Source organism: Actinomadura formosensis NBRC 14204, from assembly GCF_001552155.1.
GTDB lineage: Bacteria > Actinomycetota > Actinomycetes > Streptosporangiales > Streptosporangiaceae > Spirillospora > Spirillospora formosensis.
In genome coordinates this window covers 1-12496 of the sequence record NZ_BCQQ01000166.1, presented here as the reverse complement: position 1 = coordinate 12496, position 12496 = coordinate 1, and the positions used below count along the sequence as shown (strand labels likewise).

General features: G+C 61.6%; 12 protein-coding genes, 1 tRNA gene and 1 pseudogene. 7 read left to right on the top strand and 7 right to left on the bottom strand.

All coding sequences use genetic code 11. The features are described 5' to 3' along the window. Positions 1-266 precede the first annotated feature (266 nt). From AF1_RS29435 to AF1_RS29425, 3 genes are all read left to right on the top strand, one after another. Positions 267-1076 (top strand): helix-turn-helix domain-containing protein, encoded by an 810-nt coding sequence (locus tag AF1_RS29435; protein WP_084263457.1) that lies wholly within the window; start codon positions 267-269, stop codon positions 1074-1076. After that, positions 1067-1255, top strand: a complete 189-nt coding sequence (locus AF1_RS29430) for a DUF397 domain-containing protein (protein WP_067806625.1) — start codon at positions 1067-1069, stop codon at positions 1253-1255. The genes AF1_RS29435 and AF1_RS29430 overlap by 10 nt, the downstream gene beginning before the upstream one ends. Before the next feature lie 174 nt (positions 1256-1429). Further along, on the top strand, positions 1430-1690 hold the full coding sequence (locus AF1_RS29425; protein WP_067806621.1) for a DUF397 domain-containing protein: 261 nt from the start codon (positions 1430-1432) through the stop codon (positions 1688-1690). Between the two features lie 373 nt (positions 1691-2063). Here the strand turns inward: AF1_RS29425 and AF1_RS29420 are convergent, their stop codons facing one another. Then, entirely contained in the window at positions 2064-2648 is a 585-nt protein-coding gene (locus tag AF1_RS29420) for an HD domain-containing protein (protein WP_067806618.1), read from the bottom strand. Positions 2649-2888: 240 nt separating this feature from the next. Between AF1_RS29420 and AF1_RS29415 the strand changes: the two genes are divergently transcribed. Then, a complete protein-coding gene (locus tag AF1_RS29415; RefSeq protein WP_084263456.1) occupies positions 2889-3944 on the top strand; it encodes a DUF2157 domain-containing protein in 1056 nt (351 codons plus the stop codon). 386 nt (positions 3945-4330) lie between these two features. After that, positions 4331-4777 (top strand): helix-turn-helix domain-containing protein, encoded by a 447-nt coding sequence (locus AF1_RS29410; RefSeq protein ID WP_207394137.1) that lies wholly within the window; start codon positions 4331-4333, stop codon positions 4775-4777. Positions 4778-4887: 110 nt separating this feature from the next. On the opposite strand, the gene AF1_RS29405 is transcribed toward AF1_RS29410, so the two are convergent. From AF1_RS29405 to AF1_RS29400, 3 genes are all read right to left on the bottom strand, one after another. Next, positions 4888-6504 carry a hypothetical protein gene (locus AF1_RS29405; protein ID WP_067806611.1) on the bottom strand — a complete coding sequence of 539 codons (1617 nt, stop codon included), beginning with the start codon at positions 6502-6504 and terminating at the stop codon, positions 4888-4890. A 123-nt stretch (positions 6505-6627) separates the two neighbouring features. Next, positions 6628-7245 (bottom strand): Cap15 family cyclic dinucleotide receptor domain-containing protein, encoded by a 618-nt coding sequence (locus AF1_RS34915; protein ID WP_131732814.1) that lies wholly within the window; start codon positions 7243-7245, stop codon positions 6628-6630. Beyond that, positions 7242-8129, bottom strand: coding sequence for a nucleotidyltransferase domain-containing protein (locus AF1_RS29400; protein WP_067806609.1), 888 nt, complete (start codon positions 8127-8129; stop codon positions 7242-7244). The genes AF1_RS34915 and AF1_RS29400 overlap by 4 nt, the downstream gene beginning before the upstream one ends. Positions 8130-8632: 503 nt before the next feature. Between AF1_RS29400 and AF1_RS34910 the strand changes: the two genes are divergently transcribed. Then, positions 8633-10369 carry a diadenylate cyclase gene (locus AF1_RS34910; protein WP_131732813.1) on the top strand — a complete coding sequence of 579 codons (1737 nt, stop codon included), beginning with the start codon at positions 8633-8635 and terminating at the stop codon, positions 10367-10369. A gap of 10 nt (positions 10370-10379) precedes the next feature. On the opposite strand, the gene AF1_RS29395 is transcribed toward AF1_RS34910, so the two are convergent. Further along, positions 10380-10733 carry a 5-formyltetrahydrofolate cyclo-ligase gene (locus AF1_RS29395; protein ID WP_207394133.1) on the bottom strand — a complete coding sequence of 118 codons (354 nt, stop codon included), beginning with the start codon at positions 10731-10733 and terminating at the stop codon, positions 10380-10382. Here AF1_RS29395 and AF1_RS37140 point away from each other — a divergent pair. Then, positions 10717-11352: pseudogene (locus AF1_RS37140) on the top strand (recombinase family protein); the annotation flags it as partial. The gene AF1_RS29395 and the pseudogene AF1_RS37140 overlap by 17 nt on opposite strands. A gap of 63 nt (positions 11353-11415) precedes the next feature. Here the strand turns inward: AF1_RS37140 and AF1_RS36025 are convergent. Further along, entirely contained in the window at positions 11416-11631 is a 216-nt protein-coding gene (locus tag AF1_RS36025) for a hypothetical protein (RefSeq protein ID WP_067806606.1), read from the bottom strand. Positions 11632-12226: 595 nt separating this feature from the next. After that, positions 12227-12300, bottom strand: a tRNA-Ala gene (locus tag AF1_RS29385). Between the last annotated feature and the right edge of the window lie 196 nt (positions 12301-12496).

The following is a 12496-nucleotide window of genomic DNA, read 5'->3' as shown; positions in this document are numbered from 1 at the left end:
ACCAGGCACGGCACGAAGTCGTCCATGCCCCACCGGCCGGTGACCAACCGCACGAACCGCCGCACCTCCGCGACCACTCTGAGGTCCTGCTTCACCACCATCTCGTGCTCCGCCGCCTCGCCCACGATCATCTCCTCACTGTGTGTGGCGAACGCAACACAATTAGCAAGGTTTCGCTGTACGATCGTGTTGCCAACCTCGCTTGGTGACGACTGGTGACAGCCGTTCCTTTTTGGCGAGGTACCGAGGAAGGAAACTTCGCGAGCATGCCCCCACGACGCCAACGCCCCAAAGAATCCCCCGCCTTAATCGCCTTCGGTGGACAGATGCGCCGGATACGCGAGGCGAAGGGGGTCACCCAGCAGTCCATCGCAGATCACACGAACATCAGCAAGGCGCAGGTGAGCCGTATCGAGAACGGCACCAGGCGTGCCACGCGCTCATTCGTGGAGCAGGTCGACCGCCTCCTCCGCGCCGACGGCGCACTGATCAAACTCTGGGAAGACCTGAACAGGAACGGTCACCCGGTCCCGCTCTGGTTCGACTGGCCGAAGATCGAAACCGATGCAGCCATGCTGGTCTGCTGGGAACACTCCCTGATTCCTGGCCTGGCTCAGACTCCGGCTTACGCGCTGGCAATCCTGCACGGCAACCAGGAGGCCGCCGACGCTCGCCTCAACCGCCAGGCGATCATCTCAAAGCAGGGAGAGAAGGATCCACCAACTCTCGTACTACTGATCGACGAGCAGGCGCTCCACCGGCCAGTCGGCACGCCCGAAACAATGCGTGAACAACTCGAGCACCTCATTGAGCTGAGCATGTTGCCCAACGTCACGGTTCAAGTAGTGTTGACAAGCGGCGAGCATGATGGCAACACAGGCGCATTCGTGGTCGCGACGATGGACGATCGAAGCGAGGTCGCATATGTCGAGACAGCCATACGCGCCATCACGACAGACGACCCCGCAGACCTGTCCATGCTGGCACGAACACTCGTCGCCCTCCGCTCGCGCACGCTCACGGAAGACATGTCACGCGAGCTAATCAGGAAGGTAATCCAGGAAAAATGGATCTGACAGGCACCAACTGGCGCAAGAGCAGCCACAGCGCCTCCAACGGAGGCAACTGCGTCGAACTGGCGGACGCGGCCGGTGTAGTAGCGGTGCGCGACAGCAAAGACCCGAACGGCCCCATCCTCCTGCTGACCCGCGCGGCCCTGCGCAGCGCGGTGCGGTCCACCCCCACAACCCGCTGACCGATCCCCGACCGTCCCTCGATCCCGCACATCGTTGAGTCGCGGCGAGTCGCCCCCATCCCCCACCCCAGGCGACCCGCCGCCCAGCGACAAACACCCCAAAGCCACGACCGCACCCGGCCCAGCGCACTTCACCCCCCTGACAAACCGCGCACCGCGTCCGACACTGGCCCCATGAACCTGAAAAACGCCCACTGGCGCAAAAGCAGCCACAGCGGCTCCAACGCCGCCGAGTGCGTAGAACTGGCCAGCATCCCGGACACCAACTGGCGCAAGAGCAGCTACACCGGCTCCAACGGCGGCAACTGCATCGAGCTGGCGGACGCGGCCGGGGTGGTCGCAGTACGCGACAGCAAGGACCCGGACGGCCCCATCCTCCTGCTCACCCGCACGGCCCTGCGCAGCGCACTGAACTCCACACCCAAAACCCGTTGACCGGCGGACGACCGTCCCCCGATCCGCACATCGCAGTTCATCCCCGGCCTGCCGGTGACGTCACCGCTCACACTCGGCTGCGGTTCGCCCGCCGCCCGGCGCCGGGTCTCAGGCGGGGGTTTCCGCCGGGACCCGGAACGGAATCAGCCCTCTGCGTGCGCGGCACCGTGTGATGGGCCGCGCTCGGCTGCGCGGGCGCGCAGATAGGCCGCGACGCCGCTCGATGCCGACCACCGGCCCGGCCGAGGCGACCCCTTCGCCTTACCGGCCGGGGGCGCGATGGTGAGTGATCAGACGCGCCCGTGTGCGGGTGCGTTGCCGTACTTTTCGGCTGTACAGCAGCGCTACGGACCGCCCGGGTACGGGATCGCCGCTACAGGTCCTCATCGTCGTTCAACGCTCGCATGACCCAGTCGAGAGAGCCGGCCTTCTGCGCCTTCTTGGCGAGACGCCTGGCGGACGCGGTCTGGAGCTGGGCGAGTGAGCTGTCCACCCACGGCCGGGTGTTCTGGTTGCCGTGCTCCCGGTACTCGATGGCCTGGATGAGACACTCCAGTTTGTCCGCGTCACGGGCGCATATCGCCTCGGCACTGGTCTTGCCCTCGTACTCCGCGACGGCGCCCGTGACCAAAGCGGCAACCGCCTCCGGCAGGCCGCGCGTCTGACGCTCGGTGACCTCCTCGTTGGACGCCTTCGTCACGTACGGCCTGGCCAGGTAAGGGATATCGGTGAGACGCGTCTCCTGGCTGTCGTGGAAGAGGCTGAGCAGCGCGGCACGCTCGGGATCGGCGCCCTCCATCACGGCCAGGACGCTCGCGATGATCGCCGTACGGAGCGAGTGGTCGGCGATGCTCTCCGGGTCCTTCACGCCCGCGACAAGCCAGCCCGTGCGCTTATAGCGCTTGAGGAGCCCGATCTCGTACAGGAAACCCGCCAGCCGCTCCGTCTCGTTCGCCATGCCCGTCCTTACTCTCAACAACCGCCCGCCATACGTAGACCGTAGAGGCTGACACGCCGCCGAGGTGCCCACACAGGACTACAGACAGGCGAGCAAGGCCACCCACCGGGCGAACCCGCGCTGCCCTGCGGGTCCGGCCACGCCGCGAACGGCAGGACCATCGCGGGCACGGCAGGGACCTTCGCCCGTGGACGCGGCCACCCGGACGGCCGATCATGAAGGTGAGAGACGGAGGCCGCCATGCCCAACGGGAAGCCCGATCCAGCGCTCCACGATCGGCTCGGTCGCTGGGTCGCCGCAGGGTTGATCGACGCGGATCAGGCCGCGCGGATCGAGGCGGCGGAGCGGGCGGACCGCCTCCGCGGCACACGGGACGGCCGCACTCCGCTGGTCGTCGAGGCACTCGGCTACCTCGGCGGCGCGCTGGCCGTCATCGCCGGATTCCTCGCCGTCAACGAGTTCTGGCCGGACATCCCCACCGTCGCCGAACTGGCGTTCGCCGCGGCCGGCGCGGCGGCGCTGCTGCTGGCGGGCGCCGCCGTGCCGGCCGGCCGTGACCCGGCGCTGGAGCGTCTCCGCGGCGTCCTGTGGCTGCTGTCGACCGCGTGCCTGGCCGCGTTCACCGGACTGCTGGGCGCCAAGGTGTGGCACCTGGAGCCGACCAGCACCTGGACGCTGGCATCGTCGGCCGCCGCCGTGTACGGCATCGTCCTGTGGAGACGGACTCGCTCGCCGTTGCAGCATCTGGCGGTCTTCGCCGCCCTGGCCGTCGCGGTGGGATGCGGGATCGCGCGTGCCGACGCCGACCTGGTCCTGTGGGGACCCGGGCTGGGCGTCTGGGGCCTGTCGGCCCTGTGGGGGCTGGCCGCGCGCAGGGGCCTGGTACCGCCGCGCACGGTGGGCCTCATCGCCGCGGCGGTCGGGCTGCTCGTCGGCGCGCAACTCACGATGGAGACCGCGGCCGGGCACGTGCTCGCGCTCATGACGGTCGCGGGCCTGGTGGTCGCCGGGGTGATGGCGCGCAGGGTGTGGCTCGTGGCGTTCGGGGCTTACGGCATCGTCCAGATTCTCCCCCAGACCGTGTCCCGCTACCTGCCCCAGTCCGCCGCCGCCCCCATCGCGGTGTTCTCGGCCGGCGTGGTCCTGCTCGGCGCGGCACTCTGGCTGGCCAGGCACCGCGGTCCCGGCCAGGACCTTCCCCGTCCGCCGAAAGCGCCCTCGGAGCCACCGGAAGCGACTCCGGACGTGCACCGGACCCGGCGGACCGGACATCCCACAGGAGGGAAACGCAGCTAACCGAACGCAAAGCCCGCGACGTGATGCCCGCACCGCCGGTGACGGTGAACGCGACGCGACCATCGTCGAGGCCACCCCGCTCATTGACATGCGCCGGGCTCGGCCAACCGGCGGCGGATCTGCACGGTAAGCCGGGCGATCTCAGGGGAAGCGCAGTGCGGGCTCGGGACGTTGGTGCCACAGGTGCACCCTCAGAGATCAATCTTGCGGCGCGCACCGGCGGAGTGGGGCCTACGTCGCGGCACTACGACTGCGTCGATGTGGAGCGAGGGTGGCGTTCTGGTGGCCGGATCGTGCCATCTGGTGTCGCTCAGTCTTGGTGGCAACGTGGTGGCAAATGATCAGAGGCCGGTCTAGGATCTCTCCTGAACCGGCCTCTGACCTGGGTGTTCCTGGTGGACCAGCGGCGAGCCTACTCGAACATAAAGTGGCAGGTCAGGCAACTCGAGGGCCTGCTAGCCAAGATGCCGAAGCTGGATGGGCCAGTCACCCCTGTTGTCAAGCGACCGAAGCCTGGCCGGATCAAGCGGCTCAGCGAGGAGCAGGTACGGCAGCTCGTGGAGGAGTACAAGGCGGGAGCGACGGTCTACCAACTGGGCGACCGATTCGGGATAGCTCGGCAGACGGCGAGCAAGATCCTCAGGCGCCAGGGCGTCACGATGCGGATGCAGGGGCTGACGAGCGAGCAGGTCGACGAGGCGGTACGGCTCTACGAATCCGGCTGGTCACTGGCACGGATCGGAAGCAAGTTCGAGGTCGACCCTTGGACGGTGCGGGCTCGGGTGGTGGAGCGTGGGGTGAGGATGCGGGATACCCACGGACGGCAACGGTAGTCCGAAGTAATAGCCTCATCGCGCGATGAAGCTATTACTTTGGTGCTCCTCCCAGAATCGAACCGAGGACACAAGGCTCTTTAGGCCTCAATCACCGATGAAAAACCCCGCTAGTCCTCATTCGGCACCATGAAGGCATCCAGGCTATTGATGAGCGCGGTCGCCGCCACGAACAGGTCTGAGAACGCGCGCGACTGTCCCTTCTCATCAAGATCAAAGTGCCTGCTGGCCCGCTCGTAAGTCTTGCCCTTCACGTGGGCCGGTCCGCTGCGCAAGTCATTCAAGTTGCGAAGAAGCGTGATGAGCGCCTGCCTGTCGGGAAACTCCACTACATCAAGATACTTCTGGAACTTGGTAATGCCCTTGTCGTTGGGTTCCACCGTGATGTGCTTTGTAATCGCCCGCTCGTTCAGCCGCTCAACAAGCACCTTCGACAGCGCCATGACCTGATCGTCGAACTCTTTCTGATTTTCACTCGCAGGTACGTGCAGCGTGGTCCAATAGTGCTCGTCCTCAGGCCTGAGTGGCTTGAACAGATCCCACCCGAACTGCTTGTGCCAACGATCACGGAAGCGCCGATACGACGCTTTGAAGGCAAGCGCCGGCTCATCGGCATCCGTCCACTGCCCCAGAATGCTTCGTCGAAACGCAACATCGCTTACATTGCCGTCGGGCACGACGTTGAAGCTCTTCCAGTAGAGCTGTTCCTTGTGCGCTAGCTTGCCGAGGTCGCCGAGGTAGACGACGACATAGTCCCGATGGTTGTTGTCGAGCCGCAGCCCCCAGTACCCGCCGCAGTGGAGGTTGCTATCCTCCACGCGGTACTTCGCCGGGTCGTTGTAGTACTTAGCCATGACGGCTTTGTCGAAGAAGACAGGTGTCAGGTAGTGAGGAGCGTCGGGATTCTTCCCGAAGTAGTTCGCCAACTTCTCCTCGTCGCACGTGAAGTGGACGTTATCACCCTCCTCATCGACACCGATGATGAACTCCTCGTACTGCCGACTCTCACGGTCCGAGAACATCGATGGGCGGTAGTTCTCGGATCCCTTAACCATCTTCTTGCCCATGAATCGGGCGTAGGTCTTTCGGGCAGGGTCGGTCATACCAGGCACTACGTCCACCCACCTGATATATCGGTGGCTCTTCTTCTGTACGTCCTCGCTCTGCTTCTCCATGCCAAGCTCCTCCAGCGTCTTCGACGACCAACGGTCGAAGTCGAAGAAGAGGAGCATCACCATGTCGCGAGCGGCCAAGTACTCCTTGAGGAACTTGGCTCGCACCTGCACCTTCGACGGCGTCATGCGGATGACTTCCACGTCATCACCGCTGTCGTCCAACGCAGTGAAGATGCCCTTCCTACGATCCTCGTAGAGATTGTGGAAGTGTCGGAACTCTTCCGATACCTCAACGTACGACGGCTTAAGGCCGTGGAAGTCCCGGTCGATAATGAACGGCTCGACGCCGTTATCATCACCAAACCGAAGGTACTCGGATCTGCCGTCACCATAAAAGACGAAGCCAGGCATGCCGTGTCCGATATGTAGATCCCACGACGCGTCGCCGAGGCACTGCTCCACCATCCCAGGACGCACAAGACCGCTGTAGTAGCTCACTTGCTCTTGTTCCGTCTTGGTGTACTCGTAGACGGTAATCCATGGCTCGCTGCCAAGTTTGCTGGCTACATACTCCAAGCGATCGGAGAATTCAAGGAAAGACTGTTCATCCACAGGGGGCATTCTATACTAATACCACAATACCGGAAACCCGTTTTTCTTTCGGATTCCCCACGCGTCAATCATTAAGTTCAATAGAAAATCACGTAACCGCAGTCCTGTATGCGTCAGAACGTCCTACGAGAAGAGCCCGGCCGCCTCATCAAAATCGTCAACAATCTTACCACTGCGCTCGGTGAAGTCGAGTTCTCCACGAGTGTCCCTATCAGTCCAGTACCTTCCCTTCATGCGCCTGACAGGACTTCCAGAAAGATCAAGGGTCGTCGACCCGTGATGCATTCGGCTACGCGACTCGTAGCGTGAGTCAGGTTTATTCAGATAGAGATACAGTAGTTCGTACGAACCATCTTCTAGATTGATCGTGGCAAAAGCAGATGAGGAGCGAGACTCATTTGTCAGCAACTTAGCTGATACGTGGCTTGCTGACTGCCTGATCACCAGATACACCTTCTTAGGATCAGGACTTGTTCCCGTCTTTGGGTCGACCCAAAAAGTAGTGAGAACGCCTTGCCAGGTTCCCCGTATACACCGAGGCGTCCCAGGGATTCGTTGGGCCAGCGGAAGCCGCCACAACCAGAAATCCCACAGAGTGAGGAGGACGGTAGCGGCCAAGACAGCCGCAGAGAAAACTTTCGACAGTCCGAAGTTGGGCTCGCCGCTTTGCACCCAAGTCTGGATGAAGAGAACGACGACAACCACGCCGACAATGACACGAATCAGGACGTTGCGTTTCATTTCCCAAGCTCCAGGTAGTTCCACGCGGCATGTGCAAAGTCTCGTCCGTCCTTGCGCGTCCAATCCTGGGTACTCTGGAAGAGGTACTTGCACTCGCTTACCTCAAGCCACCGCTCAGTCACATCTGTCGGTTCAGTACCTTCGAGATTGCTCCATATATGATAGATGATGCCCTTAATGGCGCTGGTCCAGGTCGAACGCCGGAACAAGTCATCTAGGCAGTTGTAGACCAAACATTCGACGAAGAACGATGGCACCACGCGGTGCACGCCGTTCTCCACCATCAGGTTTTCGACCCGCTTCATGATGCGCACCGCGGACTTGTAGTCGTCACCGGTTCGGCAATCTTTAGCTTCTCCGTTCTCAAGTTGCTGACGGGAGTAGTTCACCAAGCTGGTGCCATCCTTCTTAAATACCTTGGCGCCGTCACGGATCTCTCCGCTAGAAAGGTAGTAGCGGTAATCGAAGCACGGCACGACGTCGGCATCCACGCGAGCAGAACTGGAGTTAATCCTGAATGCCGTTGAGCCTGAATCATCGACCTGAGAGTCGAATTTCGCTTCCAGCGCCTCTTTCAGTTCCGAACGCAGACGAGTGGGCGTCCAAATTCCATTATACGGAGTGCCGGCGGGCTTCGTTCCCGGCTTTGCCTCATCGGAGTACAGAGCCTCATTACACTGCACAGCGACATCCACGTCGCTGTCGGCCCGTACATTGGTTTTGTTTGCGTACGAGCCTTTGACGTAGACTTCGATGTCGTAGCCCTCGAACGCCGGATGGGCGTCGACAGCGTCACGAATCATGCGCTCCGTGCGGTCTTGTTTATCCTGCTCGGTTGGACTTGAGACATCCGTCCAACCCGCAAATTTTTCTTCGAGTGTCATTGCTTTGCTCTCACTCGGGGCCCGTCCAGTATACTGACACGTCGTTCGCGGAAGTGGGTCTTTGCGGTGAACGTACGTGTGATTCCGTCACCTTTATAGTGACCCGCCAGTGCCGCGTCGAGTGTGTGGGTACCTTGGTGGTCCTAGTTGACCCCCAAAGACCGACACTTCAACATAATCCCGCCATAACCCATCAATCAACCCATATCTCTCCTTCGCCGTCGGCTCCGGTGTCTATCTGCCCGGGTGACGTACGGAACAGGTCTGGGCTCGGGGGCACGGCGATCGGCTTACCTTCTCTACGCTCCTCGTGCCAGCGAGGTGTAAAGTAGTCAGATTCCCTCAGTGACCGGATCCGTGGCGATCGTCGAGGTCCCAGCCACACCCACCAGCGAGCAAATGAGGCAAGTGGGACCTAACGCGCCGTCTCGCAAGACGAGCTGGTCGGCTCTTGCGAGGCAGCGACTTCCAGTCGCCATAGCCGTGTGTGAGAGAGGCGAGAGATGGCTGGACGCTACATCGAGCAGTTTATGTGGGGCTACCAGAGTCATTTTCGCATGGCCCTCAACGTCGAAGTCAACTCGGTACTAGATTCTCTCGGCATCCATGGTGAGCCGAGGACAATACTCGTAGGCTTCCAGGTGGCCGGTCAACATGAGTTCGATATTTGCATCGAACAGGGCGAGGGAAATCTTCACCCCTCCGATTTTGCCGGCGTTCAGCAACTGGCAGGGCAGAAGTATGACGATCACCCCGAGCACAACGTCTTCCATTCACACCCTCAAGCCCAAGAGAATCACCAGCTAAGGCTCCGTCGCAGTGCGTGGACTGAGGCACTTAAGGAAGCGCTGGCGTCGCTACCGGGTCAAGAAAAGCGAGTGTTCTTCGCGGCGAACTCGGTACGAGTGGGAGACTACCTGGTACACGTAGTCATCAGCGTGGATCAGGCAGTCCTTGCAAGGGTGCCGCAGATCAAAACAACCACTAGAGATCGCTTTGCTATTTATCCCTCACTGTTTCATTCTGCCATGGGCAGGGTGCTCAAACTCGCCGCCCAGTCTCTATACCTACCCGAGCCAGGCGCTGGTCTGAATATTCTAGGTGTCAGCTCCAGCGAAGTAGTGCGTACAGCAACCGAGTCCTTTGTGCGTGATATCATGTACTGCTCTGGCTATTGGTTCGGCAGTAATACCGACTTGTTGATGAACAACCTGGCCGCGTTGCCATATGAAGGGCGCACAGGCTCCGGGCGTCTGGTATTCGCACCCTCATATAGTCCGGCTATTGATTTCGTAGTCAAGCTTCACTCCCCTGTTGATATACGTAAGCCGTTGGCCGTTCGCAAGCTTCTAGAGGCCAGCGGACCAAGCGCGGATGTCCTGTCCGACGGGGAGAAGGTATATGGCCTAGGGCATATCCGAGCTGACTACGACCCTGCCACCGAGACGATTTTCGTCGTGACCTTCACTACCCGTGGCGCGTGGGAGCTTTCACATGCGGACGTGCCGCTTCTTGCCGTCAAGGACGGCGTCCCGAGCTTGCCAACTCGCATTCTGGATGAAGACTACTTCTGCGACCTGGTCGACCGACTTTTTCCAGAATGTGACACCGTCGCATTGCTGGAGGCGGCTAGGGCCGCTGGAGACCATCGACACGGTGCCATGCTTGTTATTTCTAGCAGTGCTGCCGAGGAAGCACAGCGACTGTCGCCGCAAGCTTGGTCAGTGGAGCCTACTTGCCTCCCGCCAGAGCTGGTTACCCAGCTCACTGACATGGATGGTGCCCTCCTCATGGATCCGAGCGGTCAATGTCACGCTATTGGAGTTATCCTGGACGGCACGGCACGCGGAGAAGGCGATCCAGCACGAGGCAGCCGGTTCAATAACGCAGTGAGATATCTCGGGAGCGAGCCGCCTTCTGCGGTCGTGGTGGTGTATAGCGCGGATGGAGGAGTAGACATTCTTCCTCAGCTACCTCCGCGCGTACACAAAGAGGATGTCGATGAAGCTGTTGCTTCATTCCTGGAGTTTGCAGCTCAGCGCCCTCCGAATTTTGAAATCACCTACCACGCCTGGGAGATTGTACAAAGCTTCAGCTTTTACCTCTCCCAAGATCAATGCGATGCCGTGAACCGCGCGCGTGAAGAGCTGGAGGATTTGCGCATGGCGGAGACCGGCATGAAAGTCGAGGGAGGCTCGCTAAAGCCTCATCCGGCTATGAATAAGACCTATTGGATCTAAAGCCAAAGAGTCATCCATTTGACAGTCGCTTCATCTGTGCTGCGAGGACCGGGATCGCCTTAACCTTCTCCGGCGTGAGATCATCCCAAATCAGCCCCAGGGGCCGGCGCCGGCTCGCGCACTCGATCACCTCGTCCGGCGTCACGATCACGTCCACGCTGAAGTCGTGCTCGGTCTCCGGGATCTCCTCGTCGACGACCTGGAGCTGGTGGACCGGCGCACCGATGATCGTCTCGTCCGTCACCAGGGCTGCCTCAATGAGCAGCGCCACCTCAAGGTCGGAGTAGCCCGCACCCTTGCCGATCCGTGCCCCGGAGCGGTTCACCGCCACGCTGCCGCAGACCACGATGTCGATCGGCCGCATATGCCCTACGCCGACGCGACGGGCGACCTGCGTCGATTACATCATCGTCTACAAGCTGTCACGCATGGCTCGCAATCGACTCGACGACGCTATCGTCATGGCGGATCTCCGGAAGCGCGGCGTCACGCTCATCTCCGCCACCGAGTCAATCGACGACTCACCGGTCGGCCAGCTGATGCACGGCATCCTGGCTACCTTCAACGAGTACCAATCACGCGAGTCCGGCGCTGACATCGCCTACAAGATGGGACAGAAGGCCAAGAACGGTGGCACGCTGGGGCGTGCGCCTCTCGGCTACCTCAACGTTTTTGATCGCTTCGAGGGTCGCCAGATCCGCACTGTCGCCGTCGACCCGGAACGCGCGCCTTTCGTCCGGCTAGCATTCGAGCTGTATGCCACAGGAAGTTTCACACTTGCTGATCTTTCCGACGAGCTGTACGACCGAGGGCTGCGTACTCGGCCTACCGCGCGCTACCCCGCTCAACAGGTATCGATCAACAAGCTATCCGAGATGCTGCGCGATCGGTACTACATCGGATACGTCACCTACAAGGGCGAAGAGTACACGGGCCGTCACGAACCGCTCATCGACGAAGACCTCTTCGAGCGTGTTCAGGAAGTCATCGAAGCACGCTCCACCGCCGGGGAGCGGCGACGAGTGCATCATCACTACCTCAAGGGGTCACTCTTCTGCGCACGCTGTCGGAAGGTAGGCATCAAGCAGAGGCTGATCCTCCAGCGCACGGTCAATGCTCGCGGCACTGAGTTCTGCCGAAACAGGCAGGACGGCTCCTGCCTGTCTCCCCACGTTAACGTCCTCCTCATCGAGGAGGCTGTCGAGCAACACTACGATCGCATCCGCTTCACCCCAGAGTTCATCGCCGACGTCCGTGGCCATATGGCCGAAACCATGGACGAGACGGCAGCAGCCTCCCACCTCCTCCGCCAGCAGCTCACCACCGAGCTACAAGGGTTGGACGCCCGCGAGGAGAACCTCATCGACCTGGCAGCAGACGGTACCCTCCCGCAAGTCAAGATCAAGTCCAAGCTGCGCGAGATCGAGCGCCAGCGGCAGCACCTCAAGGAACGTCTCAAGGAGACCGACCAGGACCTGTCCGAAGGGGTCCGCTTGATCGAAGCCTGCTTGAAGCTACTAGAGAACCCCCAGGAGCTTTACCGGCGTTGCGGCGACGAGGATCGCCGCCTGCTCAACCAGGCGATCTTCCATGGGCTGTACGTGGAGGAAGACGAGGTGACCGAGGGTGCCTTGAAGGCGCCGTTTGCCCGGCTGCACGCGCTTCAGGGGGCACACAGCGGCCCGGAACACGCGGAAGAGGATGCAGCCACCGAGGAGAACTCGGCACCCACCACAAGGCCCCAGAACGCCAGCAGAGCCCCTCTCCCGGAGGAGAAGGGCTCTGCTTGGACGGATACCGTGGAAGTCCTGCTAGGCGGCCTTGATTCGGCCATTTGTTCTAGTAAGCCTTCCTCGGTGGAGCTGAGGGGATTTGAACCCCTGACCCCCTCGATGCGAACGAGGTGCGCTACCGGACTGCGCTACAGCCCCGAGGACTCCGTAAGGTTAGCAAACATCGGGGGGTGCTCGCGCACCGGTTATTCGCCGACAGCGCGGCGGTCGTCGGCGTACTGGTCGAAGACCTCGTCGGGGGTGACGAGGTCGATGACCTCGGCGGGTTCGGCGGTCTCGGCGGCACGGCGGGCTTCCCGGGCGCGGGCGCGGGCCGCCGCGCGGGCCTGGGCGG

Excerpts from the sequence above, each read along its gene's own strand:
- AF1_RS29435 (WP_084263457.1), top strand. The coding sequence starts at position 267 with ATGCCCCCACGACGCCAACGCCCCAAAGAATCCCCCGCCTTAATCGCC.
- AF1_RS29430 (WP_067806625.1), top strand. The coding sequence starts at position 1,067 with ATGGATCTGACAGGCACCAACTGGCGCAAGAGCAGCCACAGCGCCTCC.
- AF1_RS29425 (WP_067806621.1), top strand. The coding sequence starts at position 1,430 with ATGAACCTGAAAAACGCCCACTGGCGCAAAAGCAGCCACAGCGGCTCC.
- AF1_RS29420 (WP_067806618.1), bottom strand. The coding sequence starts at position 2,648 with ATGGCGAACGAGACGGAGCGGCTGGCGGGTTTCCTGTACGAGATCGGG.
- AF1_RS29415 (WP_084263456.1), top strand. The coding sequence starts at position 2,889 with ATGCCCAACGGGAAGCCCGATCCAGCGCTCCACGATCGGCTCGGTCGC.
- AF1_RS34915 (WP_131732814.1), bottom strand. The coding sequence starts at position 7,245 with ATGAAACGCAACGTCCTGATTCGTGTCATTGTCGGCGTGGTTGTCGTC.
- AF1_RS29400 (WP_067806609.1), bottom strand. The coding sequence starts at position 8,129 with ATGACACTCGAAGAAAAATTTGCGGGTTGGACGGATGTCTCAAGTCCA.
- AF1_RS34910 (WP_131732813.1), top strand. The coding sequence starts at position 8,633 with ATGGCTGGACGCTACATCGAGCAGTTTATGTGGGGCTACCAGAGTCAT.
- AF1_RS29395 (WP_207394133.1), bottom strand. The coding sequence starts at position 10,733 with ATGCGGCCGATCGACATCGTGGTCTGCGGCAGCGTGGCGGTGAACCGC.
- AF1_RS36025 (WP_067806606.1), bottom strand. The coding sequence starts at position 11,631 with ATGGCCACGGACGTCGGCGATGAACTCTGGGGTGAAGCGGATGCGATC.